At 67.0% G+C, this 24,005-nt stretch carries 24 protein-coding genes and 2 tRNA genes; 21 read left to right on the top strand and 5 right to left on the bottom strand.

Annotated elements, in window-relative coordinates:
- Positions 1-10: 10 nt before the first annotated feature.
- The gene (locus MC380_RS04105) at positions 11-637 is read right to left on the bottom strand and encodes a TetR family transcriptional regulator (RefSeq protein WP_242103910.1); all 627 of its coding nucleotides are present in this window, start codon (positions 635-637) and stop codon (positions 11-13) included.
- A 244-nt stretch (positions 638-881) separates the two neighbouring features.
- Here MC380_RS04105 and ndk point away from each other — a divergent pair, with 244 nt between their 5' ends.
- The 11 genes from ndk to MC380_RS04160 all read left to right on the top strand — a co-directional run bounded on the left by ndk (position 882) and on the right by MC380_RS04160 (position 11,865).
- Positions 882-1,307, top strand: coding sequence for a nucleoside-diphosphate kinase (ndk, locus tag MC380_RS04110; protein WP_242103909.1), 426 nt, complete (start codon positions 882-884; stop codon positions 1,305-1,307).
- Positions 1,308-1,341: 34 nt separating this feature from the next.
- Positions 1,342-2,538 carry a 23S rRNA (adenine(2503)-C(2))-methyltransferase RlmN gene (rlmN, locus tag MC380_RS04115; RefSeq protein WP_343223527.1) on the top strand — a complete coding sequence of 399 codons (1,197 nt, stop codon included), beginning with the start codon at positions 1,342-1,344 and terminating at the stop codon, positions 2,536-2,538.
- Complete coding sequence (gene pilW, locus MC380_RS04120; RefSeq protein ID WP_242163426.1) at positions 2,525-3,355, top strand: type IV pilus biogenesis/stability protein PilW; 831 nt, start codon at positions 2,525-2,527, stop codon at positions 3,353-3,355. Before rlmN ends, pilW begins: the two co-directional genes overlap by 14 nt.
- A complete protein-coding gene (locus tag MC380_RS04125) occupies positions 3,352-4,152 on the top strand; it encodes a helix-turn-helix domain-containing protein (RefSeq protein ID WP_242103907.1) in 801 nt (266 codons plus the stop codon). Before pilW ends, MC380_RS04125 begins: the two co-directional genes overlap by 4 nt.
- Positions 4,153-4,238: 86 nt before the next feature.
- Positions 4,239-4,883 carry a tetratricopeptide repeat protein gene (locus MC380_RS04130; protein WP_242163197.1) on the top strand — a complete coding sequence of 215 codons (645 nt, stop codon included), beginning with the start codon at positions 4,239-4,241 and terminating at the stop codon, positions 4,881-4,883.
- 5 nt (positions 4,884-4,888) lie between these two features.
- On the top strand, positions 4,889-6,106 hold the full coding sequence (bamB, locus tag MC380_RS04135) for an outer membrane protein assembly factor BamB (RefSeq protein WP_277929855.1): 1,218 nt from the start codon (positions 4,889-4,891) through the stop codon (positions 6,104-6,106).
- 108 nt (positions 6,107-6,214) lie between these two features.
- Positions 6,215-7,615, top strand: coding sequence for a ribosome biogenesis GTPase Der (der, locus tag MC380_RS04140; RefSeq protein WP_242163199.1), 1,401 nt, complete (start codon positions 6,215-6,217; stop codon positions 7,613-7,615).
- Positions 7,616-7,707: 92 nt separating this feature from the next.
- The gene (locus tag MC380_RS04145) at positions 7,708-8,280 is read left to right on the top strand and encodes a molybdenum cofactor guanylyltransferase (protein ID WP_242163201.1); all 573 of its coding nucleotides are present in this window, start codon (positions 7,708-7,710) and stop codon (positions 8,278-8,280) included.
- On the top strand, positions 8,277-9,503 hold the full coding sequence (gene glp / locus MC380_RS04150) for a gephyrin-like molybdotransferase Glp (RefSeq protein ID WP_242163203.1): 1,227 nt from the start codon (positions 8,277-8,279) through the stop codon (positions 9,501-9,503). Before MC380_RS04145 ends, glp begins: the two co-directional genes overlap by 4 nt.
- 15 nt (positions 9,504-9,518) lie before the next feature.
- Positions 9,519-10,661 (top strand): molybdopterin-synthase adenylyltransferase MoeB, encoded by a 1,143-nt coding sequence (gene moeB / locus MC380_RS04155; RefSeq protein WP_242103902.1) that lies wholly within the window; start codon positions 9,519-9,521, stop codon positions 10,659-10,661.
- A gap of 70 nt (positions 10,662-10,731) precedes the next feature.
- Entirely contained in the window at positions 10,732-11,865 is a 1,134-nt protein-coding gene (locus MC380_RS04160; protein ID WP_242103901.1) for a DUF2272 domain-containing protein, read from the top strand.
- 18 nt (positions 11,866-11,883) lie between these two features.
- On the opposite strand, the gene MC380_RS04165 is transcribed toward MC380_RS04160, so the two are convergent.
- A complete protein-coding gene (locus MC380_RS04165) occupies positions 11,884-12,186 on the bottom strand; it encodes a DUF1244 domain-containing protein (RefSeq protein ID WP_242163205.1) in 303 nt (100 codons plus the stop codon).
- 98 nt (positions 12,187-12,284) lie between these two features.
- Here MC380_RS04165 and folD point away from each other — a divergent pair, with 98 nt between their 5' ends.
- The 5 genes from folD (at position 12,285) to tadA (ending at position 17,397) form a co-directional block, all read left to right on the top strand.
- Positions 12,285-13,148 carry a bifunctional methylenetetrahydrofolate dehydrogenase/methenyltetrahydrofolate cyclohydrolase FolD gene (folD, locus tag MC380_RS04170; RefSeq protein ID WP_242163207.1) on the top strand — a complete coding sequence of 288 codons (864 nt, stop codon included), beginning with the start codon at positions 12,285-12,287 and terminating at the stop codon, positions 13,146-13,148.
- Positions 13,149-13,297: 149 nt separating this feature from the next.
- Positions 13,298-14,758, top strand: coding sequence for an IMP dehydrogenase (guaB, locus tag MC380_RS04175; RefSeq protein WP_242103898.1), 1,461 nt, complete (start codon positions 13,298-13,300; stop codon positions 14,756-14,758).
- Between the two features lie 59 nt (positions 14,759-14,817).
- The gene (guaA, locus tag MC380_RS04180; RefSeq protein WP_242163209.1) at positions 14,818-16,383 is read left to right on the top strand and encodes a glutamine-hydrolyzing GMP synthase; all 1,566 of its coding nucleotides are present in this window, start codon (positions 14,818-14,820) and stop codon (positions 16,381-16,383) included.
- A gap of 3 nt (positions 16,384-16,386) precedes the next feature.
- Positions 16,387-16,896, top strand: coding sequence for a DUF1993 domain-containing protein (locus MC380_RS04185; RefSeq protein ID WP_242103896.1), 510 nt, complete (start codon positions 16,387-16,389; stop codon positions 16,894-16,896).
- A gap of 6 nt (positions 16,897-16,902) precedes the next feature.
- On the top strand, positions 16,903-17,397 hold the full coding sequence (gene tadA / locus MC380_RS04190; RefSeq protein ID WP_242103895.1) for a tRNA adenosine(34) deaminase TadA: 495 nt from the start codon (positions 16,903-16,905) through the stop codon (positions 17,395-17,397).
- Positions 17,398-17,403: 6 nt separating this feature from the next.
- Here the strand turns inward: tadA and MC380_RS04195 are convergent, their stop codons facing one another.
- Positions 17,404-17,904, bottom strand: a complete 501-nt coding sequence (locus MC380_RS04195) for a DUF2721 domain-containing protein (RefSeq protein WP_242103894.1) — start codon at positions 17,902-17,904, stop codon at positions 17,404-17,406.
- A 39-nt stretch (positions 17,905-17,943) separates the two neighbouring features.
- Here MC380_RS04195 and orn point away from each other — a divergent pair, with 39 nt between their 5' ends.
- Positions 17,944-18,516 carry an oligoribonuclease gene (orn, locus tag MC380_RS04200; RefSeq protein ID WP_242163211.1) on the top strand — a complete coding sequence of 191 codons (573 nt, stop codon included), beginning with the start codon at positions 17,944-17,946 and terminating at the stop codon, positions 18,514-18,516.
- On the opposite strand, the gene MC380_RS04205 is transcribed toward orn, so the two are convergent.
- Both MC380_RS04205 and ppsA read right to left on the bottom strand, forming a co-directional pair.
- Complete coding sequence (locus tag MC380_RS04205) at positions 18,513-19,466, bottom strand: mechanosensitive ion channel domain-containing protein (protein ID WP_343223529.1); 954 nt, start codon at positions 19,464-19,466, stop codon at positions 18,513-18,515. The genes orn and MC380_RS04205 overlap by 4 nt on opposite strands.
- 125 nt (positions 19,467-19,591) lie before the next feature.
- Positions 19,592-21,979, bottom strand: a complete 2,388-nt coding sequence (gene ppsA, locus MC380_RS04210) for a phosphoenolpyruvate synthase (RefSeq protein WP_242163213.1) — start codon at positions 21,977-21,979, stop codon at positions 19,592-19,594.
- A 113-nt stretch (positions 21,980-22,092) separates the two neighbouring features.
- Here ppsA and MC380_RS04215 point away from each other — a divergent pair, with 113 nt between their 5' ends.
- From MC380_RS04215 to MC380_RS04230, 4 genes are all read left to right on the top strand, one after another.
- Positions 22,093-22,914, top strand: coding sequence for a pyruvate, water dikinase regulatory protein (locus tag MC380_RS04215; protein WP_242103892.1), 822 nt, complete (start codon positions 22,093-22,095; stop codon positions 22,912-22,914).
- 143 nt (positions 22,915-23,057) lie between these two features.
- A complete protein-coding gene (locus MC380_RS04220) occupies positions 23,058-23,582 on the top strand; it encodes a DUF1249 domain-containing protein (protein WP_242163214.1) in 525 nt (174 codons plus the stop codon).
- Positions 23,583-23,603: 21 nt separating this feature from the next.
- Positions 23,604-23,679 (top strand) — tRNA-Ala (locus tag MC380_RS04225).
- Between the two features lie 56 nt (positions 23,680-23,735).
- A tRNA-Glu gene (locus MC380_RS04230) sits at positions 23,736-23,811 on the top strand.
- Positions 23,812-24,005 lie beyond the last annotated feature (194 nt).

Below are 24,005 nucleotides of genomic sequence, written 5' to 3' on the forward strand. Positions count from 1 at the left end.
CCTTGAATAATTAAGCAGTTTCAGCACGGAAGCCGGCAGCGGCAAAGCGGATCAGGGCACGCGCGGCGCGCTCGCGGTGCGCCGCTTCGCTCACCCCGGACGGGCGCTTGATGAGCCCGAAGTCGGCCATCGCGTAGGTCAGCGATCCGGACAGGAAATCGAGTCGCCAGTACAGCTCTTCCTTGCCAAGTTCCGGCACGCAAGCGCCGATGGCCTTGGCGAACTCGCGCAGCACGTGGCCGTACTGGTCGGATAGGAACTTGCGCAGCGACTCGTTTTTTTCGGCATAGGCGCGGGCGATGACCCGGATGAAGGCGCCACCGCCGTGGCGGTCCTGGGCCAGGGCAAGGGCGGGCTCGACGAAGGCCGCCAGCACCGGCTCCAGCGCGCCGGGATACTGCTCGCAGGCGGTTTTCAGGGCGGCCATGCGCTGCGCGCTCATCTCGTCCATGCGCCGGCGGAAGACCTCGTTGACCAGGTTCTCCTTGCTGCCGAAGTGGTAGTTGACCGCGGCGATATTCACGTCTGCCCGGCTGGTCACCTCGCGCAGCGAGGTGCCGGCGAAACCCTGCTGGGCGAACAGTTCTTCTGCAGCTCCGAGGATCCGGTCCTTGGTGGAAAACTGGGTGGTCGACATCGGCAGGGCTCCAAGCGCATGCTTCAAACGATTGTTTGATCGTACGTCCGGGGTCGCCTTGCGGTCAATCCTGTCCTCCCTGGCGGCGTGCAAGCGACGTCAGCAATCCGTTAGAATTACCGTAGCCTTGTCGGCTAAACCCGCGTCCACACGCGGGTTTTTCTCATTCCCATCTGTTATCCTCGGGCCCGAACCTGACGCGGAGCGTCAGGTCCTGGGGCCCGCCTGACCGGAGAAATTCCACATGGCGCTGGAGCGCACCCTGTCGATCGTCAAGCCCGATGCCGTCGCCAAGAACGTCATCGGCGAGATCTATTCGCGTTTCGAAAAGGCCGGCCTGAAGGTCGTCGCCGCGAAAATGAAGCATCTGTCGAAGCAGGAAGCCGAAGGCTTCTATGCCGTGCACCGCGAGCGTCCGTTCTTCAACGCGCTGGTGAACTTCATGATTTCCGGCCCGGTGATGGTGCAGGTGCTCGAAGGCGAGGGCGCGGTGCTCAAGAACCGCGAACTGATGGGCGCGACCAACCCCAAGGAAGCCGCCGCCGGCACCATCCGCGCGGATTTTGCGGACAGCATCGACGCCAATGCGGTGCACGGTTCCGATTCGCTGGAGAACGCCGCGATCGAGATCGCGTACTTCTTCCCGGCGACGGACGTCTACGGCCGCTGAAGCGAGGAACATAGTGAAAAGGAACGAGGAACTAGTGAAGGCGGGAGCTGCGAGTGATGAACTCGTTTCTAGTTCCTCCTCGCTAGTTCCTGCTTCCAAGACCAACCTGTTCGACTTCGACCGCGTCGCGCTCGAAGATTTCTTCGAGCAGGTACTCGGCGAGAAGCGCTACCGCGCCCACCAGGTGATGAAGTGGATCCATCACCGCTATGTCACCGACTTCGACGGCATGACCGACCTGGGCAAGGCGCTGCGCGCCAAGCTGCAGGAGCATGCGGAAGTGCGGGTGCCGGAGGTCATCTTCGACAAGGCTTCCACCGATGGCACCCACAAGTGGCTGCTCGGCATGGACCCGAAGAACGCTATCGAGACGGTGTTCATTCCGGCCGATGGCCGCGGCACCCTGTGCGTGTCTTCGCAGGTGGGGTGCGCGCTCAACTGCCAGTTCTGCTCCACCGCGACCCAGGGATTCAACCGCAACCTGAGCACGGCCGAGATCATCGGCCAGGTGTGGGTGGCGGCCAGGCATCTGGGCAACCTGCCGCACCAGCGCCGCAGGCTCACCAACGTGGTGATGATGGGGATGGGCGAGCCGCTGGCGAACTTCGACAACGTGGTGCGCGCGATGAGCATCATGCGCGACGACCTGGGCTACGGGCTGGCCAACAAACGGGTGACCCTGTCGACCGCCGGCATGGTGCCGATGATCGATCGGCTGGGCGAGGTTAGCGACGTATCTCTCGCCATTTCCCTGCATGCGCCGAACGACGCGCTGCGCAGCGAACTCGTTCCCTTGAACAAGAAATATCCGATTGCCGAACTTATGGAGTCTGCCAAGCGCTACGCCCTGCGCAAGCGCGGGACCTCGATCACCTTCGAATACACGCTGATGAAGGGCGTCAACGACCAGCCGGAACACGCGCGCCAACTCGCAAAGCTGATGCGCCAGTTCGATAACGCCCTGCAGATGAAGGACGCGGCCAAGGTCAACCTGATTCCGTTCAACCCGTTCCCGGGCACCCGCTTCGAGCGCTCGGACGAGGCGACCATCCTCGCGTTTCAGAAGCAGCTGCAGGTGGCACGCGTGCTGACCACCGTGCGTCGCACCCGCGGAGACGACATCGACGCGGCCTGCGGCCAGCTCAAGGGCCAGGTCATGGATCGCACCCGTCGCCAGGCCCAGTTCCGCAAGAGCCTGCAAGACAAGGGCATCGATGATGCGGCTGCGTAGCGCTGCAGTCCTTGCCCTGGTTGCCGTGCTGGCTACGGGCGGCTGCGCGAGCATGAGCCGCAAGTTCACCTTCATGCGGCCGGATGTGTCACGCAAGGATTATCGCCAGGTCGCACCGGATTACGACGTCCGTCCGGACAGCAAGGCGCGTCATGGGGGGCAGACGGCCCGCGACCGGGTGACGCTGGCCGAACAGCGGCTGCGGGCGGGGCAGCTGGCAGAAGCCGAAACCGAAGCCCGGGCGGCGCTCAAGGCCGATCCGAAATCGCCCGACGCCTACACGATCCTGGCGGTTCTCGCCGACGAGCGTGGCCAGGCCGCGCAGGCCGGCGGCTATTACGCCCAGGCAGCGGAGCTTGAGCCCACGCGCGGCGGGGTGCTCAACAACTATGGTGCCTGGCTATGCGGCAACGGACGCGCGGGCGAATCGCTGGCGTGGTTCGACCGGGCACTCGCCGATCCGTCCTATGCATCGACGGCGTCGGCGCACGCCAACGCCGGTGCCTGCGCTCTCGACGCCGGCCAGGACGCTCGCGCCGAGCGCGACCTGCGCATGGCACTGGCCCAGGATCCCACCAACGCCACCGCGCTGGCCGCGATGGCTCGCAGCGCATATCGCGCGGGTCGATACCTCGAAGCCCGCGCCTTCAGCGAGCGCCGCCTTGCAGCGGCGCCGCCGACGAAGGAGATTCTGCAGCTGGCTTCGCAAATCGAGCAGAAACTGGGCGATAATCAGGCGGCTGCGCGCTATACGCAGCAAATGACCGCACAATCGTCGCAAGAGGCGGTGCGGTCGGGGGAGACGGGCGAGCAATGACCTCAGGCAACGATACGCAGTTCCCCGAGCATGGCATCGGTGCGCGCCTGCGCAGCGCGCGCGAAGCGGCCGGTCTCAGCGTGGCCGATGTCGGCCAACAGCTGAAGATGCCGGCCCGGGTCGTCCTCTCGCTCGAGGCGGAAGACTGGGGCCGTCTCGGCGCTCCGGTGTTCGTGCGCGGGCAGCTGCGCAGCTACGCGCGGCTGCTGGGGCTCCCGGTCGACCAGGTGGTGCAGGTGTCGGAACTGGCGCCCGTGGTGGCCACCGAGCTCACGCCGCGCACCTATACGCCGCGAATGCAGCGGGTCGCCGAACAGGCCTCGCGACGCGCGGTGTACATCGTGCTCACTCTGGCGCTACTGGTGCCGATCTGGGTCGCGACTAGGCCACAGATCGAGCAGGTCGCGCGCGAGGCGACGCCACTCGATGCGCCCGCCGACCCGCGGCCAGCGCGCAATGAATCCGCTCCGCGCAAACCCGCTGCGCCGATGCTGCGGGCTTCGCTGACGCCCCTCCCGACGCGTCCGGCCGCCGCCGCCTTGTCGCTGCAGTTCCAGGGCGACAGCTGGGTGGAAATCCGCGGTGCCGACGGGCAGGTGGTGGAGTCCGGCCTGCTCAAGGCCGGAGAACAACGCAGCTATCGGGCGGGCGAGGTGACTCGGGTCAAGCTTGGCAATGCGACTGCTGTACGCGTGCTACATGAAGGCGACGTTCAGGATCTGGCCCCGTACCTGCGGGCGAGCGTCGCGCGGTTTGCGGTATCCTCCGACGGTTCGCTCGCGCCTCCAGCCGAGTAAGGCATCACCCGGCGGCGCCGGGTCAGGGCCCTTGTTCCGAACTCCCTCCCCAGGTGCCTCCGGCGCCGACTACCGAATTGCATCGTATGGCGATAGACGAACTGCTCGACGAGCACGAACAAGGCGAACGCGTCCGCAGCTGGCTGCGAAGCAACGGCGGCGGCATTCTCGGCGGGATCCTGTTGGGCCTGGCGGCCATCGGTGGCTGGCAGTGGTGGCAAAAGCAGCAGCATCAGCAGCGCGCACAGGCCGGCGAGCGCTACCAGTCCGTCCTCAAGTCGCTCGAAGGCGGCGATCCATCCAAGGCGAAGGCGCAGGCGCAGGTTTCTGCACTTGATGGAACCGCCTACGGCACGCTCGCCGCGATGGCGCTGGCCAAGAGCCAGGCCGATCTGGGGCAGCGCGATGCGGCCATCGCCACCCTGCGCGCGGCGCGCAACGGTAGTGGCAGCCTCGATCCCGTGCTGGAGCAGCGCCTGGCGCGGCTGCTGATCGACGCGGGCAAACCCCAGGAAGCGCTGGCGCTGCTCGCCAACGCATCCGGTGCCGGTGCGCTTGAAACGCGTGGCGACGCCGAATTCGCCGCCGGCAAGCCGGACGCGGCGCGGGCCAGCTATCGCAAGGCGCTCTCGACGACCGATGAGGCCTCGCCGCAGCGCCGCCTGCTGGAACTGAAGCTATCCGAAGTCGGCGGCTCCGCCGCGGACACCTCCGCAAAACCCGAGGCCTGAGCTTGATGACTTCCCCCGCATCGGGTCGGCGCGCCGACCGCACGCGTACGTCCCACTTTCCGCGCTTCGCCCTGCTTCTCGCCGCGGTGATGGCCATGGCCGGCTGCAGCACCATCAAGGGCTGGTTCGGAGGCGACGACGAAAAGAAGAAGGCCTCGGAGCCGGCCGAGCTCACCGAGTTCACCGCTACCGCTTCGGTCAGCAGGTTGTGGTCCGCCAAAGCGGGCAAGGGCGAGCGCCGGATCGCAGCGCGCCAGGGGCCTGCGATCGCGGACGGCCGGGTGTACGCGGCTGCGGTGGAAGGCGGCGTGCGCGCGTTCGATCTGCAGTCGGGCGCGGTGGCATGGCACTACGCTTCCGAGCTGCCGCTTTCGGGCGGACCGGGAGCCGGCGATGGGCTGGTCGCGGTGGGGAGCCTGGAGGGCGACGTGATCGCCCTCGATGCGGCCAGCGGGGCCGAGAAGTGGAAGGCCAAGGTGGGCAATGAAGTGATCGCGGCGCCCGCAATCGGACAGGGCATGGTGGTCGTGCACAGCAACGACGGCCGAGTGACCGCTTTCGACGCCGCAACCGGCGAACAGCGCTGGTTCTGGACCCACGAGCAACCCACCCTCACCGTACGCGGCATCGCCAGTGTCACGCTGGGTCCTGGGTACGTGTTCGTCGGCAACGACGACGGGACGGTGACCGCCCTGTCGCTGGCCGATGGCCGGCCGCTGTGGGACGCGCAGGTGGCGGCTCCCGACGGCCGCACGGAACTCGACCGCATGGCCGATGTCGACGGCGGTCCGATCCTGGACGGCGCGGTGCTGTATGCGACGAGCTACAAGGGCAAGACCGTGGCGATCGAGGGCCCCAGTGGCCGGGTGCTCTGGTCGAGCGACAGTGGCGGCCCGGGACGCGTCGGCGTCGGCAGCGACAGACTGGCCGTGTCGGACCGCAATGGCGTGGTGTGGGGCTTGGACAAGACAACCGGCGGCGGGATGTGGCAGCAGGGCGCGCTTGCCCGCCGCAACCTCACCTCGGCCACGGTGCAGGGCAACTATGCCGTGGTGGGCGATTACGACGGGTACCTGCACTGGCTCCGGCTCGAGGACGGCGCGCTCGCCGCGCGCATCCGCGCCGGTGGCGAAACCTTGCGATCCACCCCGGAGGTATCCCCCGACGGCGTGCTGGTCGTTCAGGACGTGGAAGGCGAACTCAGCGCCTATCGCGTCCAGTAAGAACGCGTCCGGTCGCCCGGCGCCAATCCCGATCGCTTTCCACGCCCCGGGCGGCCGCGCTGTCCGGGGCGATGTTTTTCCCCTCCCTCCGGCGCTTATCCTGATCCGATGTTGCCTCTCGTCGCCCTGGTCGGCCGTCCCAATGTCGGTAAGTCGACCCTGTTCAATGCGCTGACCCGCACGCGCGATGCGTTGGTCCACGACCAGCCCGGGGTGACCCGCGATCGAAACTACGGCGTCTGCCGTTACGACGAAGCGCACCCGTTCGTCCTGGTCGATACCGGGGGCATCGCGGGCCAGGAAGAAGGCCTCGCGGGCGCCACCGCGCGCCAGGCACGGGCCGCGGCGGAGGAAGCCGACCTGATCCTGTTCGTGGTCGACGGACGCGAAGGCCCGAGCGCGCTCGACGAGGAAATCCTGGCCTGGCTGCGCAAGGTGGACACGCCGGTGTTGCTGACGGTCAACAAGACCGATGGCATCGATGCGCAGGCCGCGCTGGCCGAATTCGCCCGCTTCGGGTTCCGTGACGTGCTTGCAGTGTCGTCCGCGCACAAGCGCGGCATCGATGAACTGGTCGGTCACGCCGTCCAACGCCTGCCCGAAGATGGCGATGCCGAACTCCTGGACGACGATCCCGGACGGGTGCGCATCGCGTTCGTCGGCCGCCCGAACGTCGGCAAGTCCACATTGGTGAACCGGATCCTCGGCGAGGAACGGATGATTGCGTCCGAAGTCGCCGGAACCACCCGGGATTCGATCGCGGTCGACCTCGAGCGCGACGGCCGCAAGTACCGGCTGGTCGATACCGCCGGCATCCGACGCAAGTCGAAGGTGGAAGAAGCGGTCGAGACCTTTTCGATCATCAAGACGCTGCAGGCGATCGAGCAGTGCCACGTCGCGGTGATCATGCTCGACGCCACCGAGGGCGTGACCGAACAGGACGCCAGCGTGCTTGGCGCGGTGCTCGACTCGGGGCGCGCGCTGGTGATCGCCGTGAACAAGTGGGATGGCCGCAGCGACTACGAGCGCCAGCAGGCCGAGGCGCTGCTCTCGCGCAAGCTCGCATTCGTCGACTGGGCCGAAGCAGTCCGGATCTCGGCGCTGCATGGGTCGGGGCTGCGCGAGCTCTTTCGCGCGGTGCACCGCGCGTACGCTTCGGCGACCCGCAAGTTCAGCACCAGCGAGGTCACGCAGGCCATCGAGGCGGCCTACGAGGCCAATCCGCCATCCGTGGTGCGGGGCCATGTTCCCAAGCTGCGCTTCGCCCATCCGGGCGGCGAGAACCCGCCGACCTTCATCGTCCATGGCACGCGTCTGCGTACCTTGTCCGATAGCTACAAGCGCTATCTGGAAAACTTCTTTCGCAAGCGCTTCAAGCTGGTCGGCACGCCGGTGCGTTTCATCTTCAAGGAAGGCGACAACCCGTACAAGGACAAGAAGAACGTGCTCACCGACCGCCAGGTCGCGCGCAAGAAGCGTCTGCTGCGGCACGTCAAGAAGCGGGGGTGAGCGCAGGCCGCGCCGTGCGCGGATGCCCGAACCGGAGCGTCGGGGGCCATCGCCCCGACCTACAATGCCCGATCATGCCAAGTGCTCCGATCATGGCCGAGGTCACTCTCGGCATCCTCGCCGGCGGACGTGCGACGCGCCTGGGCGGGGTCGACAAGGCCTGGCTCCAGCGCGAGGGCCTGTCGCAGGTGCTGCGTCTCAGCGAGCGGTTCCGGCCGCAGGTCGTGGAGGTCGTCGTCAGCGCCAATCGTGACCTGCAGCGCCATGCAGCCGCAGGCCTGCGCGCCATCGCCGACCGCGAGCAGGACATCGGTCCGATGGGTGGAATCGACGCGCTTGCGCAGGCCTGCACGACCCCCTGGCTGCTGACGATCCCGGTGGACCTGGTCGATATCAACGACTGCCTGCTCCCCAGCTTGCTGGCGGCAGGTGGTGCGGGGACGGGCGCGTATGCCGAGGACGACAATGGCGCGCAGCCGCTCGTGGCGCTGTGGCGGGTCGCCGACTTGCGCCGTGGGCTTGCGAGCGCGATCGCATCGGGCGACTACGCCGTGCAGGCCCTGCAGGCCCGGCTGCAGATGCGCCTGGTCCGGTTGCCGGGCGTGCGCTTGGGTAACCTCAACACTCCGGCGGATCTCGCCGCCGCCGGCATCGATCACCCATGAGCGCCGACTCCCTGCCATTTCCCAGTCGTATCGGTTTCGATGAGGCCGAGGCGATTGTTCGCCACGTCGCTGCGGCTCGGCGGCTGTCGGTGGAGCGCCAGGCGCTGGCGCGTGCGCACGGCCGGATCCTGGCCGAGGACATCGCGGCGGCATTGCCGCTGCCGGCTTTCGACAACAGCGCGATGGATGGCTTCGCACTGCGGCATGCCGATCTGTCGGCAGGGCAGACACGGCTGCGCCTGGTCGGGGAGCAGTTCGCCGGTCCTGCGCTCGACCTGGTGGTCGGCGCCGGCGAGTGCGTCCGGATCACCACCGGCGCGCCGATGCCCGCGGGCAGCGACACGGTGGTGATGAAAGAGAACACATCCCTGCAAAACGGCGAGGTGATCGTGCCCGTGCCGCCGCGGCCCGGACAGCACGTGCGCCGCGCAGGCGAAGACGTCGGCACGGGCGATACCGTGCTGGCGGCGGGACAGGTGCTCACACCGGCGCGTATCGCGCTGGCAGCTGCGCTTGGCATCGCCGACGTGCAGGTCTCGCAGCGGCCGACCGTGGCCGTATTCACCACCGGCGACGAGCTGGTCGAACCGGGCCTGCCGCTGGCGCCGGGCCAGATCTACAACTCCAACCGCGAGCTGCTGATGGGCCTGCTACGCGCGGATGGTCTGGAACCCACGGCATGGCCGACGCTTCCCGACGAGCCCGGCAGGATCGCCGCGATGCTCCGCGATGCCGCGTCCAGCTTCGATCTCGTCATCACCTGCGGCGCGGTGTCTGCAGGCGAGAAAGACCATATTCCCGAGCTCCTCCAGCACGAAGGCCGGGTGCGCTTCTGGAAAGTGCGGATGCGGCCCGGGATGCCGCTGCTGTTCGGCGAGCTCGGTCAGGGCGCGTTCCTGGGTCTGCCCGGCAATCCGGTGTCGGTACTCGCCACATGGCTCGCGCTGGGGCGTACTCTCATCGACGGTCTGCAGGGCAGGGCCGAGCCGCGTCCGCGGCTGTGGGCGCGCCTTTCCGGGCCGTGGAACAAGCGTCACGAGCGTCTCGAATTCCTGCGCGGCCGCCTGCGTTCGAACCGCGACGGCCTGCTGGAAGTGGAACCCAACCCTGCCGACGGCTCGCACCGCATGCGCGGGGCGGCCGACAGCGACGCACTGATCGTATTGCCCGAGGGCGAATGCCTGTTCGCCGCCGGCGAGGCGGTCGAAGTGCTGCCCTATTAGCCCAGAGGTGTTCGCATGAGCGTCCCGCAGATCAGTCCGCGCGAAGCGCGCCAGCTCGCCGAGCATGGCGCCGCGCTGGTGGACGTGCGCGAGGCGCACGAGCACGCGCAGGGCATGGCCGAAGGTGCCCTGGCCATTCCCCGGGCCGAACTCGAGCGCGATCCGGACCGCCACTTTCCCGACCGCAGCCGGCCGATCGTGCTCATCTGCCAGGCCGGTGGCCGCTCGCTGCTCGCCGCGGAGGTGCTGCAGCGCGTGGGTTATCTGCAGGTGTCCTCGGTGCACGGCGGCATGAACCAGTGGAGCGCGGTTGGCCTTCCGGTGAGCGCGCCTGCTCCGGATATCGATCACGATTTCCACGAACGCTACGCGCGCCATCTGCTGTTGCCGCAAATTGGTGCTCAAGGCCAACGCCGGCTCGAAGCGGCGCGTGTGCTGGTGCTCGGTGCGGGCGGACTGGGCTCGCCCGCGGCGTTCTACCTGGCCGCCGCTGGCGTCGGGCACCTGCGCCTGGTGGACAACGATCTGGTCGAACGCAGCAACCTGCAGCGCCAGATCCTGCACGTCGATGCCGACATCGGGGTCCCGAAAGTGGACTCGGCGCAGGTCCGGCTTGCCGCGCTCAATCCCCGCACCCGGGTCGAAGCCGTACAGGCACGATTACAGGCGGACAACGTCGAGCACCTGCTCGCCGGAGTCGATGTCGTGATCGATGGTGCCGACAACTTCCCGGCGCGCTACCTGCTCAACGATGCCTGCGTGAAGCTGGGGATTCCGCTGGTGTACGGCGCGGTGCACCGGTTCGAAGGGCAGCTGGGCGTCTTCGATGCCGGGCGCCACCGCGGCCAGGCGCCGTGCTACCGCTGTCTGTTCCCCGAGCCGCCGCCGCCCGAGGCCGCGCCGAACTGCGCCGAGGCCGGCGTGCTCGGCGTGTTGCCTGGGGTCGTGGGCCTGCTGCAGGCCACCGAGGCGATCAAGCTGCTGCTTGGGATCGGCGAACCGCTGAGCGGACGCCTGCTGCATTTCGACGCTCTGAGCATGCGCTTCCGCGAGACCCGGCTGGCACCCGATCCGGACTGCCCGGTCTGCGCGCCGCATGTGGTCTTTCCTGGCTATATCGACTATGCCGCGTTCTGCGCGGGTGCCGTGGCAACGTGACGTGCGCGCCGCGTCAACGGCCGGCGCATCGCTTCGGGTAACCTGTGCCGCCCTTCGCCACGGAATGACGATGCGTCGCCTGCTGTTGCTGCTTGTGCTGTGCCTGTTCGCATCCCCGCTGTTCGCGGCCGATCCGTGCCCGCTGCTGCGCAACCAGAAGAACGCGCCAGACGTGGCCACGCGCATCGCCGCCTGGGCGTGCGAGGCCAACCAGAACTGGTACGCGCCGTTCATCGATGCCGATGGCAAGGTCAACGGCGTGAGCATCTACGAGGCCGAAGCCAGCGCGCTGGCGAACAGCGTCGAAGCCTGGCAGCAGGTGGCGATCTACTGGAACGACAGCGGTCTGTTGCCGCAGGCCTACGGTCGCCCCGGCGCCAGCGAATGTGCCTATGCGAATACCTCGCGTTATCCCTCGCCCTCGTGCAGGGCGTTCGTGATCGATACGCCGTGGTCGGCGGCGTTTGTGTCCTGGGTGATGCGCCGGGCCGGCGTGCCCGGCTTCAACGGCTCGCCCAGCCATGTGAACTACGTGCGCGACGCCTACCGCAACCCGACCCAGAGCGCGTATCAGATCAGCGATCCGCGTGCGTCCAAACCGGCGCCGGGGGACTTGCTGTGCTACGTGCGGGTCTCCTCGCGCGTCTATGGTTTCGGCGACCTGGCGACCCTGCTCAGCTCCGCGAACGGGGAAGGGCTGAACATGCATTGCGACATCGTGGTGGGGACGCGCGCCGGCAACCTGGCCTACCTGGTCGGCGGGAACGTGGCCCAGGCGGTCACCCTGCGCATGTTGCGTCTGGCGCCCAACGGTTATTTCTCCGACTTGCCGATGCGCACCATGAGCGACCTGCCATGCGCGCCCGATATCCCGGCGGGCTGCAATGCCAACCGCCAGGACTGGTCGGTGCTGCTCAAGCTGCGTCCGGCCGCGCAGCTGGCCACGCTGCCGCCACCTTATGTGCCGCCGCCGAGCCAGGTGCTGCCGCGTGCGTCGGCCCAGCAGTGCTGCGTGAATTGCGTCGTCGGCTCCGGGATTCCGCGCTGCCCGGCCGGCGGCGCGCCGGCCCCGGTCCAGACGCCGGATCCGGACCCCGGCAAGCAGGTGCCGTCGGCCCCCGCGCAGCAATGCTGCGTCAACTGCACGGTGGGTTCGGGAATTGCGCGTTGCCCGGTGAACGCTCCGGCATCGCAAACGCCGTAAGCCAGCGGGCGGCGCCGCTTACGGCGCGTGCCGTGCCTGCGCCGCCTCGAAGGCGGCCAGTTGCTCCGGAGTTGCCTCGCGCTGGTGCCGGGTTTTCCACTGTGCGAACGGCTCGCCATAGATCAGCTCGCGGGCGGCGTCGCGGTCCATGACAATGCCGCGTTCGGCGGCCGCCTCACGGTACCAGTCGGCCAGGCAATTGCGGCAGAACCCGGCCAGGATCATCAGGTCGATGTTCTGCACGTCCGGCCGCTCGTGCATCAGATGCTCGCGCAGGCGGCGGAAGGTGGCGGCTTCGAGTTCGGTATTGGCTTCGGACATGGCGGGTTCTCCTTCGCTGGCATTGTAGGAGCGCCACAGCGATGCCTACATCGCCTGTCGAATCGGGGACAATACGCATCTCCCCAGCGAAGTCCCCCATGACCGCACGCATCCTCGACGGCCGCCGCATCGCCGATGAACTGCTCGACGACCTCAAGACCCAGGTCGACGCGCGGGTGGCTGCCGGCAGGTCGCGACCGGGCCTGGCGGTGGTGCTGGTGGGACAGGATCCGGCCTCGCAGTCCTACGTGCGCAACAAGCGCCGTGCTGCGCAAAAGGTGGGCATCGAGGCCTTCGACTTCGATCTGCCCAGGGACACGAGCGAATCCGAGCTGCTGGAGTTAATCAACCGGCTCAACCACGACCCGGCCGTGCACGGCATCCTGATCCAGCTGCCGCTGCCGGGCATCCCCGACGCCAGCCGCCTGATCCAGCGGATCGACCCGGGCAAGGATGTGGATGGGTTCCACCCCGAAAACGTCGGCCATCTGGCCCTGCGCGAGTTCGGCCTGCGTCCGTGCACGCCGCGCGGGATCACCACGCTGCTGGCGTGGACCGATCGGCCTGTGCGTGGGCAGAGCGCGACGATCGTCGGCGTGTCCAACCACGTCGGCCGGCCGATGGCGCTGGAACTGCTGATCGCCGGCTGCACCGTGACCAGCTGCCACAAGTTCACTCCGGCCGATGTGCTGAAGCGGCACGTCGGCGAGGCCGACATCCTGGTGGTCGCGGTCGGCAGGCCTGGGCTGATCCCCGGCGACTGGGTGAAGCCGGGCGCGGTGGTGATCGATGTCGGCATCAACCGGCTCGAGGACGGCCGCCTGGTCGGCGATGTGGGCTTCGACGCGGCTGCCCGGCGTGCCAGCTGGATTACCCCGGTGCCGGGCGGGGTGGGGCCAATGACTGTCGCAACGCTGATGCAGAACACGCTGGAAGCCGCAGAGGCGGCAGATTCCGCATAGGGTGCGCCCCGGCGCACCGTCCCAGGCACATCAGCATGCCGGGGTGGTCGAAGCGGTGCGCCAAGGGCACACCCTATGACCCTCTTCCACAAGCGGGAGAGGCGGGAAAACCGTTACAATGACGCGCTTCCCCACATTCGGGTTTGCCGATGCTCCGCATCCAGGCTGAAGCACTCACCTTCGACGACGTCTCCCTCGTCCCCGCGCATTCGACTGTCCTGCCCAAGGACGTTTCCCTTGCCACCCGGCTGACCCGCGGCTTGCGCCTGAACCTGCCGATCATCTCGGCCGCCATGGACACCGTGACCGAAGCGCGCCTGGCCGTGGCCATGGCCCAGCTCGGCGGCATCGGCATCCTGCACAAGAACCTGTCGGTCGAACGCCAGGCGGCTGAAGTGGCCCGGGTCAAGAAGTTCGAGGCCGGGGTCATCCGCGAACCGTTCACCGTCGGCCCCGACACCACCATCGGCGAGGTGCTCAAGCTCACCCGCGCCCGCAACATCTCCGGCGTGCCGGTAGTGGACGATGCCGGGCAGCTGGTCGGCATCGTCACCGGGCGCGACATGCGGTTCGAGAAGAAGCTCGACGATCCGGTCCGCCACATCATGACCAAGAAGGATCGCCTGGTGACCGTGCGCGAGGGCGCTGCGGACGACGAGGTGATCGGCCTGCTGCACAAGCACCGGATCGAGAAGGTACTGGTGGTGAACGACGAGTTCGCGCTGCGCGGCCTGATCACGGTGAAGGATATCCAGAAGAAGTCCGACAACCCCAACGCCGCCTACGACAGCAGCGAACGCCTGCTGGTGGGCGCCGCGGTGGGCGTCGGCGGCGACACCGATCAGCGGATCGAGGCGCTGGCCGCCGCAGGCGTGGACGTGATCATCGTCGACACGGCGCATGGCCATGCGCAGGGCGTGATCGACCGCGTCGCATGGGCGAAGAAGGCCTTCCCGCAATTGCAGGTGATCGGCGGCAACATCGTCACCGGCGATGCAGCGCTGGCGCTGATGGATGCCGGCGCCGACGCGGTGAAGGTCGGCGTCGGCCCCGGATCGATCTGCACCACGCGGGTGGTCGCCGGCGTCGGCGTGCCGCAGGTGACCGCGGTGTCGATGGTGGCCGAGGCGCTGCAGGACCGCATTCCGCTGATCGCCGACGGCGGCATCCGCTATTCGGGCGACATCGGCAAGGCGATTGCCGCCGGCGCGTCCACGGTGATGATCGGGGGCCTGTTCGCCGGCACCGAAGAAAGCCCGGGCGAAACCGAACTGTTCCAGGGACGCAGCTACAAGAGCTACCGCGGCATGGGTTCGCTGGGGGCGATGGAGAAGGGGTCCAAGGACCGCTACTTCCAGGACGCGAGCGACGCCGACAAGCTGGTGCCCGAAGGCATCGAAGGACGCGTGCCGTACCGAGGCTCGTTGGCGGGCGTCGTCCACCAGCTGGCCGGCGGCCTGCGCGCCACCATGGGCTACGTGGGCTGCGCGACGATCGAGGACATGCGCACCAAGCCGCAGTTCGTGAAGATCACCGGCGCAGGGCAGCGCGAAAGCCACGTGCACGACGTGCAGATCACCAAGGAACCGCCGAACTATCGCGCCTCCTGATGCAGTCCTGGGAAGGGAGACGCAAGTTTCCCTTCTTCGTTTGAGAACACGAAAAACCGATGACCAACATCCATACCGACAAGATCCTGATCCTCGACTTCGGCGCGCAGTACACGCAGCTGATCGCACGCCGCATCCGCGAGATCGGGGTGTATTGCGAGATCTGGGCCTGGGACCACGACCCGGCGGAAATCGCCGCATACGGCGCGAAGGGCATCATCCTCTCGGGTGGGCCGGAATCGACTACGGAATTCGGCGCACCCAAGGCTCCGCAGGAAGTATTCGACAGCGAGCTGCCGATCCTCGGCATCTGCTACGGCATGCAGACCCTGGCCGCGCAGCTGGGCGGCGCCACCGAAGCCGCCGACGCGCGCGAGTTCGGTCATGCCGAAGTCGAGCTGGTCGCGCATGACGCCCTGCTCGGCGGCCTGAGCGACCACGATGGCGAACCGCGCATCGATGTGTGGATGAGCCACGGCGATCACGTCGCGCAGGCGCCGCCGGGCTGGACGGTCACCGCCGTCACCGAGCGCATTCCGGTTGCGGCCATGGCCAACGAGGCCAGGCGCTGGTACGGCGTCCAGTTCCATCCCGAAGTCACCCATACCAAGCAGGGCCAGACCTTGCTGCGCCGCTTCGTGGTGGAGGTGTGCGGCTGCCAGACGTTGTGGACCGCTGCCAACATCATCGAGGACCAGATCGCACGCGTGCGCGAGCAGGTCGGCAGCGACGAAGTCATCCTGGGCCTGTCGGGCGGGGTGGATTCGTCGGTGGTCGCAGCGCTGCTGCACAAGGCGATCGGCGATCAGCTGACCTGCGTATTCGTCGATACGGGCCTGCTGCGCTGGCAGGAAGGCGACCAGGTGATGGCCACCTTCGCCGAGCACCTGGGCGTCAAGGTGCTCCGGGTCGACGCGGCCGACCGCTATTTCGACAAGCTCGAGGGCGTTGCCGACCCGGAAGCCAAGCGCAAGATCATCGGCAACCTGTTCGTCGAGATCTTCGACGAGGAATCGCACAAGCTCGCCAATGCGCGGTGGCTGGCCCAGGGCACCATCTATCCGGATGTGATCGAATCGGCCGGCAGCAGGACCGGCAAGGCGCATGTGATCAAGAGCCACCACAACGTCGGCGGGCTGCCTGCGGACATGAAGCTCGGCCTGGTGGAGCCGCTGCGCGAGCTGTTCAAGGACGAGGTGCGCCGCCTGGGCGTGGAACTCGGACTGCCAAGGGAGATGGTCTACCGGCATCCGTTCCCCGGGCCTGGGCTGGGCGTACGCATCCTTGGCGAGGTGAAGCGCGAATACGCGGAATTGCTGGCCAAGGCCGATCACATCTTCATCGACGAACTGCGCCAGGCCGATCTGTACGACAAGACCTCGCAGGCCTTCGCGGTGTTCCTGCCGGTGAAGTCGGTTGGCGTAGTCGGCGATGCCCGCGCCTACGAATGGGTCATCGCGCTGCGTGCGGTCGAGACCATCGACTTCATGACCGCGCACTGGGCGCAGCTGCCTTACGATTTTCTCGGCAAGGTTTCTAACCGAATTATCAATGAGTTAAGAGGCATTTCTCGCGTTGTTTATGACATCAGCGGAAAGCCTCCGGCCACCATCGAATGGGAGTAGTGCGTGACGCTTTCGCTGTATGAGGTTTCCATCCCCGCGCTGGTCCGCGGCCTCGAGAATCTGTCGATGCAGATCGACAAGGCGGTCGCATTCGCCCGCGACCACGGCATCGACGAGGCCGAACTCGTGCATGCGCGCCTGGCGCCGGACATGCTCGACTTCGCCGGTCAGGTGCAGCGTGCCAGCGATACCGCCAAGTTCGGCGGCGCGCGACTGTCGCAGGGCCAGGCGCCCGGCTTCGCGGACGAGGAGACGACCCTGGACGAGCTGAAGGCGCGCATCACCAGAACCGTCGCGTACCTGCAAGGCGTTGCCGCCGCGGACATCGACGGCGGCGAGCAGCGGGAGATCCGTTTCAAGGCCGGGCAGCGCGAACTCAAGTTCACCGCGCAGGATTACGTGCGCAGCTTCCTGTTGCCGAATCTGTATTTCCATCTCGCCACCGCCTACGGAATCCTGCGCCACAAGGGCGTCCCCTTGGGCAAGCTCGACTATCTCGGAAAGATCCAGTAGCGGACGATGGAACCGGAACCCAACGCCGATCTTCGCTGGATGCGCCAGGCGCTGGCACTGGCGGATCGTGCCGAGCACCAGGACGACGAAATTCCGGTCGGTGCGCTGGTGGTAGATGCAGAAGGAAATATGCTCGGCGAGGGCTGGAACCGCAACATCAGCGAGCATGACCCTTCCGCGCACGCCGAGATCATGGCGATGCGGCAGGCGGGCAGGGCGCTGCGCAACCACCGGCTTGTCGGCTGCACGCTGTACGTCACCCTGGAGCCTTGCGCGATGTGCGCGATGGCGATGGTCCATGCGCGGGTCGCGCGCCTGGTCTACGCTGCGACCGATCCGAAGACCGGAGCGGCGGGCAGCGTATTCGACCTGCTCTCCGATCCGCGGCATAACCATCGTGTCGAAGTCGTTGGCGGGGTCATGGCCGCCGAGGCAGGCGCACGCCTCACCAACTACTTCCGCCGAAAACGGGGCAAGCCGCTCTTGCAGGGCGGGTCTTGACCCCCCCTACGGTTCTTCGTCTTCCTGTTTCTCCTCACGCCTGCGCATGCGCGCGATCGCATGCCGGTGATCCATTTCCTCGTCGATCACCTTCACCGCCAGCACCGACTCGCGCGCCAGGTACAGGCTCGCCGCGAACAGCGACAGCACGCCGAGCACCGCCATGATCGTGGGCAGCGCCACCGCGCGATAGCCGACGATGGCGTCGGCCGCGACGCTCAGGCTGGTGCCGACGAAAAAGCTGATCGCCGCGTAGAGCAGCTGGCTTCCGCGCAACACCAGGCGGCTGCGGAGGCGCTGGATCTCGATGCGCCGCTCGAGCACGCTGCGGTACTCCGGGTCGCTGGTGTCCTCAAGTTCCTTGAGTACGGTGCGCAGGCGATCGATCACCCGCGCCAGGCGTTGATTGGCCGACATCAGCAGCGAGGCTGTGGCGGTCAGGAAGAAGGCCGGCGCCAGCATCGCGGTCAGGATGGCGTAATGGGCGAAGGCGGGATTGGTCGGCATGCCGGGTATCATGCCGCGACCCTACCGGCAGCGCGAGCGATGACGACAGCCAACGGCAAGGAAGGACGCCTGATCTGGATCGATCTGGAGATGACCGGACTGGATACCGACCGGGATTCGATCCTGGAAATCGCCACCGTCGTCACCGACTCGCAGCTCAACGTACTGGCGGAGGGCCCCGAGTTCGCCATCGCCCAGCCCCTGTCGATGCTCGAGGGGATGGACGACTGGAATCGCAAGCAGCACGGCAAGTCCGGGCTGTGGCGGCGGGTGTTGGAGGAGGGGGTGCCGATGGCCGAGGCCGAAGCGGCCACGCTGCGCTTCCTGGCCCAGTGGGTGCCGGCGAACACCTCGCCCATGTGCGGCAATTCGATCTGCCAGGACCGTCGCTTCCTGCACCGGCTGATGCCGCGGCTGGAGAAGCACTTCCATTACCGCAACCTCGACGTCAGCACCCTCAAGGAACTCGCGCGACGCTGGGCGCCGCAGGTACTGGCGGGCGTGTCCAAGGAAAGCGCGCACACCGCGCTCAGCGACGTGCGCGATTCGATTGCCGAACTGCGCCACTACCGCAAGCACATGGCGGCACTGGCCGTCGCTCCAGCGCCTTAGGGCGCAGGTGGCTTCTTCGGACGGTCGCCGTCGTCGGCGACCGCACGCATCAGGATCTCCGCGATCGGACGCCCATCGGCGTCGCGGTGGTAGACGTGCAGATCGCGCTGCGGATAGGGGATGTTGATACCGTGGCCAATGAGGTCGTTGCGGATGGCTTCAGTGACCCGGCTCGAGGCTTCGCCGAAATCCGTGTTCCTGGCATACGCATACAACATCAGGTCGACCCCGTTTTCGGCGAGGTTCTTGACCTGGACGAAGGGTGCGGGCTCGTCGACCACGAGCGGTTCGCGCCGCGCGATGTCGAGCAGCAATTCGCGTGCCTGCTTCAGGTCGTCCTCGTAGCCCACACCCACGGGGATCTCCATGCGGCGGGTGGGCAGAGTGGTGTAATTGATGATCGGCGCGGTGGTGATCTCGCTGTTAGGCAGCACGATCACGCGCTGGTCGAAGGCATGCAGGCGGGTCTGGAACACCCGGATTTCCTGGACGATGCCTTCCTCACCCGCGACGACCACATGGTCGCCGAGGCGAAACGGTCGCAGCACGATCAGCATCACGCCGGAAGCGATGTTGGAAAGCGAATCCTTCAGCGCCAGGCCGACCGCCAGGCCCGCGGCGCCGAGGAGCGCGAACATCGAGGTGGTCGGCACGCCGATCGCGCTGAGCGCGGTGATCACGACCAGCACCAGCATGGCCGCGTAGCCGACGTTGCGCAGGAAGCCGATCAGGGTCGCATCGACGCGGGCCCGTCCGAGGACCCTCTCCAGCGCAAGGATCAGCCGCCGGGCCAGCCAGCGCCCGACCAGGAAGATGACGACTGCGGCCAGCAGCTTCAGGCCCCAGGTTTCCAGCAGCTGCATCCAGTCGACGCCGCGGAACTGCTGCACGATTGCGCTGGTGTCCTTGGGCGCAGGCACGGCGGGTGCGGCCGGGGTTTGCTGCAACATCGTTCGCTCCGGAATGCAGCACGCCCCTGTTCGGGGCGTGCGGGTTGGATCGCGGGGATGGTAACAACGCCCCGGTTAAACGACTGCAAGCCGCCCGGGCTGTGGCGAACGGCTGATGGCCCGGCTCAGCTGGCCTTCGATTTCGCCAGCCTGAGCCAGGTATCGACCACGGTGTCGGGATTGAGCGAGACCGATTCGATGCCCTGGTCCATCAGCCACTGCGCCAGGTCCGGATGGTCGCTCGGTCCCTGGCCGCAGATACCGATGTACTTGCCCTTGGCGCGTGCGGCGCGGATGGCCATGGACAGCAGCTTCTTCACCGCGGGGTCGCGTTCGTCGAACAGGTTGGCGACGATGGCCGAATCTCGGTCCAGGCCCAGAGTCAGCTGGGTGAGGTCGTTGGAGCCGATGGAGAATCCGTCGAACAGTTCGAGGAACTCGTCGGCCAGCAGCGCATTCGACGGGACTTCGCACATCATGATGACCTTCAGGCCCCGCTCGCCCTGTTTCAGGCCGTTCTCCGCCAGCACCTCGAGCACCTTGCGGCCCTCGTCGAGCGTGCGCACGAACGGGATCATGACCCACAGGTTGTCCAGGCCCATGTCTTCGCGCACGCGCTTGACCGCGCGGCATTCGAGGGCAAACGCGTCGCGGAACGACGGGTCGACATAGCGGCTGGCGCCACGGAAGCCGATCATCGGATTTTCTTCGTGGGGCTCGTAGCGGGCGCCGCCGATGAGGTTGGCGTATTCGTTGGACTTGAAGTCCGACAGCCGCACGATGACCGGGTTCGGCGCTACCGATGCGGTGATAGTCGCGATGCCCTCGGCCAGGCGATCGACATAGAACTCCACCGGACCGGTGTAGCCAGCCATGCGTTCGTCGATCTTCTTCCGCGTCGCCGCGTCCTGCTGCGCGTATTCGAGCAGGGCCTTGGGATGCACGCCGATATGGCTGGCGATGATCATTTCCAGACGCGCCAGGCCGATGCCGGCATTGGGCAGCTGGCCGAAGTCGAACGCGCGCTCCGGGTTGGCCACGTTCATCATGATCTTCAGCGGCGCCGGCGGCATGTTGCCCAGGTCGGTGGTGATCCGCTCGAAGGGCAGGGCGCCGGCGTAGATGAAGCCGGTATCGCCTTCGGCGCAGCTCACGGTCACTTCGCTGCCGTCGGCGACGCGCTCGAGCGCATCGCCGGTGCCGACCACCGCCGGCACGCCCAGTTCGCGGGCGATGATCGCGGCGTGGCAGGTGCGGCCGCCACGATTGGTCACGATCGCCGAGGCGCGCTTCATCACCGGTTCCCAGTCGGGATCGGTCATGTCGGCCACCAGCACGTCGCCGGCTTGCACGTGGTTCATGTCCTCGAGGGTACGCACCACGCGCGCCACGCCGCTGCCGATCTTGCTGCCGATGGCGCGGCCGTCGGCCACCACCTGGCCGCGTTGCGACAGGGTGTAGCGCTCGATCTGGGTGACGTGCGCGCGCGACTTCACCGTCTCCGGACGCGCCTGCAGGATGTAGAGCTTGCCGGTGATGCCGTCCTTGCCCCATTCGATGTCCATCGGCCGGTCGTAGTGCTGTTCGATCACCAGCGCCTGCTTCGCGAGTTCCTGCACGTCGGCGTCGGAGATCGAGAACTTCGAGCGCAGCTCGGCGGGCGTCTGTTCGGTGCGCACGCGTTCGCCTGGCACGTCCGAATACACCATGCGCAGCTGCTTGCTGCCCAGCGAGCGGCGCAGGATCGCGGGCTTGCCCTGACGCAGGGTCGGCTTGTAGACGTAGAACTCGTCGGGATTCACCGCGCCTTGCACGACCATTTCGCCGAGCCCGTAGCTGGCGGTGATGAACACCACGTCGCGGAATCCGGATTCGGTGTCCAGGGTGAACAGCACCCCGGCGGAGCCGACATCCGAACGCACCATCAGCTGCACGCCGGCCGACAGGAACACGTCTTCATGCTTGAAGCCGTGGTGCACGCGATAGGCGATGGCACGGTCGTTGTACAGCGAGGCGAAGACTTCCTTGACCTTGCGGACTACATCGTCGGCGCCGGTGACATTCAGGAAGGTCTCCTGCTGGCCGGCGAAGGACGCATCGGGCAGGTCTTCCGCGGTCGCGGACGAACGCACCGCCACCGCGACATCGTTGCCGTTGGACGCGGCTCCGCCCTGTTCGGCGCACAGCCTGGCATAGGCGGTGCGGATGTCCCGGTCCAGCTCCGGCTGCAGCGGCGCATCGATCACCCAGCTTCGGATTTCCGTACCGGCAGCAGTGAGCGCCCGGACATCCTCCACGTCCAGCGTCGCCAGCCGGTCGTAAATCCGCTGGTGCAGGGTGTTGTGCGCGATGAAGGCCTTGAACGCGTCGGCGGTGGTGGCGAAACCGCCGGGCACCGACACACCGAGTCCGGAGAGCTCGCCGATCATCTCGCCGAGCGAGGAGTTCTTGCCGCCGACCTGGGCGAGATCGGTCAGGCGCAGGTCGTGCAGCCACAGGATGTTGGCGGTCAAGGTGGGCTCCGGGGTCGCGGGCGGCGCGGTTGCACCGGTGATAACGGGCGAAAGCGGCTATTTTAGCCGGTGCCAGAATCCGGCCTTCCAGCCCGGAACATGAAACCGCTTCCATGAGCGCGACCCGTCCCGTGTTCTATGTCTCCGATGGCACCGGGATCACCGCCGAAACCATCGGCCACACCCTGCTGACCCAGTTCACCGGCCTGCAGTTCGCGACCGATCGCATTCCCTTCGTGGATACGATCGAGAAGGCGCAGGCGGCGGCCGAAGAAATCCGGGAGAGCGGGGTGCAGGCGGGGCTGCGTCCGATCGTGATCAACTCCTGCGTCGACCCGGACCTCAATGCGATCCTGGCCGGCAGCGATGCCTTGATGCTGGATGTGTTCGCGCCGTTCATCGAGCCGCTGGAACGCGAGCTGGGAACCCAACGGCTGTCCCGGGTCGGCCAGGCGCATGGCATGGTCGACTTCGAGACCTACCACCGGCGCATCAACGCGATGAACTATGCGCTGACCCACGACGACGGGGTCAGCATGGATTACACCGACGCCGACGTGATCCTGGTGGGCGTGTCGCGGGCGGGCAAGACCCCGACCTGCGTCTACCTTGCGCTGCATTACGGCATCCGCGCGGCAAACTACCCGCTCACGCCCGACGACCTGGATGGCGAGCGGCTGCCGGCAAAGCTGCGCGCGCATCGCAGCCGGTTGTTTGGCCTGACAATCGACCCGCAACGCCTGCATCAGATCCGCCAGGAACGCCGGCCGGATTCGACCTACGCGCAGCTCGATACCTGTCGCCGGGAAGTGGCCGCCGCCGAGTCGATGTTCCAGATGGAACGCATTCCCGTGCTGAGCACGACCCACGCCTCGATCGAGGAGATCTGCAGTCGCCTGCTCGAGGAACTGGGGATCAACCGCGAGATGTTCTGAACGGGGCCGAACGCTCGCAGCGCGGTGCGGCTCGCAACGAAAAACCCGCGCAAGGGCGCGGGTCGAGTGGAACTTCACGTTAGCCCTCATCGCGTGATCCGTCAATGCTGCCCGGATCGTTCCGCGCCGTGTAGGATCGGGTCATGGCAGAAGTTCTCGCCCGCGTCGCGCGGCTCCCCCGGATCGGCCGGTTCGGCTGGCTGATGGGGCTGTACGCGGAAAACTATCGCAAGCTCGTACGCCTGTTCGAACCCGCCGATCTGGTCGCGGGCAACTACGTCTCGCAAGGCACCGATGGCCTGGCCTTGTGCCTGCAGGTGATCGAACAGCATCGCTACACGGTGGAGCTGCGCATGACCTATGCGCTGCGCGATCCGGTCACCGGCGAACCCGATCCGTCCGCGTTCCTGCGCCTGTACCGCGATGCCCGCCAGGTCGAAGCCACGCACTGCTATATCGGCCGGCGCTGGCAGGATGTGATCGGGATGTACCCGCCGCCGGCCGAGGTCATCGGGCACCGGCTGCGGATGAACACCTTTCTCGGCAAGTGGCTCGACTACCTGGCCGAGCGCGGCCATGGGGTTGCGACGCTGGTGCGGGTCGAAAACGACTCAGCCGCCGCCGAGCCGGATGTCAAAGCCTTGACGCTGACTTCCACGGATCGTTAAACTTTCGCGCTTTCCAGCCGTGGGGCCATAGCTCAGCTGGGAGAGCGCCTGCATGGCATGCAGGAGGTCGCCGGTTCGATCCCGGCTGGCTCCACCACGGTTCCAGAACCAAAGGACTTTCGGACTGCCTCGTCCGAACCGTCCCTGTACAACGTCCCCATCGTCTAGAGGCCTAGGACATTACCCTTTCACGGTAGCGACCGGGGTTCGAATCCCCGTGGGGACGCCACTTCAGAACGCCCGCGCAAGCGGGCGTTCTTCTTTCCCAGCCACGGGGATGAGAATCCCGCGGGGTTCGACTGCAGCCGCGCAGCGGCTGCGAACACCGGCGCAGCGTGCCGATGGCCCGAAGGGCGCGCCGCAGGCGCGTAATCCCCGTGGGGGCGCCAGCTCAAGACCCGGCTTCGCTGGGTCTTTTGCGGG

Source organism: Lysobacter sp. M15, from assembly GCF_022662515.1.
In the GTDB taxonomy this organism is placed as follows: Bacteria; Pseudomonadota; Gammaproteobacteria; order Xanthomonadales; family Xanthomonadaceae; genus JAKPBU01.